Here is a 454-nt window from a genome sequence, read left to right as displayed (position 1 = left end):
ACTGCGCCTAACCATTCCACGCGCCACGTATACTCAAACGCACATGGATTTCATCATCGAAGCGTTTGGTAAAGTCAAAGCCAATGCGGCAAACGTCAAAGGGCTCGAGTTCACCTATGAGCCGCAAGTCCTTCGTCACTTTACCGCGCGACTGAAGGAAATCGACGCATAACACTCGCCAAAACGCAGCCCTACAGTGGCTGCGTTTTTTGCAAAAAAGATAACGATAGATTAAACAATAACGTGAAACTCAAGGATTATTATCATGTCAAAGCAACCCTCGTTAATTGGGGGAGCGTGCATTATTGCCAGCGTCTGTGTCGGCGCAGGAATGCTCGGCCTCCCCAGCGCAGGGGCTGGCGCGTGGACGCTCTGGTCTCTATTGGCTCTCACTCTTACCATGGTCGTCATGACTCTATCTGGTTGGCTGCTGCTCGAAGCTTTTAAACACTAC

General features: G+C 50.4%; 1 protein-coding gene and 1 pseudogene. Both read left to right on the top strand.

Annotated features, from left to right (window positions below):
- Positions 1 to 172 (top strand): annotated as a pseudogene (gene tnaA, locus CIK04_RS25775) (tryptophanase); the annotation flags it as partial.
- A 93-nt stretch (positions 173 to 265) separates the two neighbouring features.
- Positions 266 to 454: aromatic amino acid transport family protein (locus tag CIK04_RS25770; RefSeq protein ID WP_325205833.1), on the top strand; the 189-nt coding region annotated here is incomplete at its 3' end.

The sequence above is a fragment of the Vibrio sp. 03_296 genome (assembly GCF_002265885.1).
This window is presented reverse-complemented; position numbering and strand designations above follow the sequence as displayed.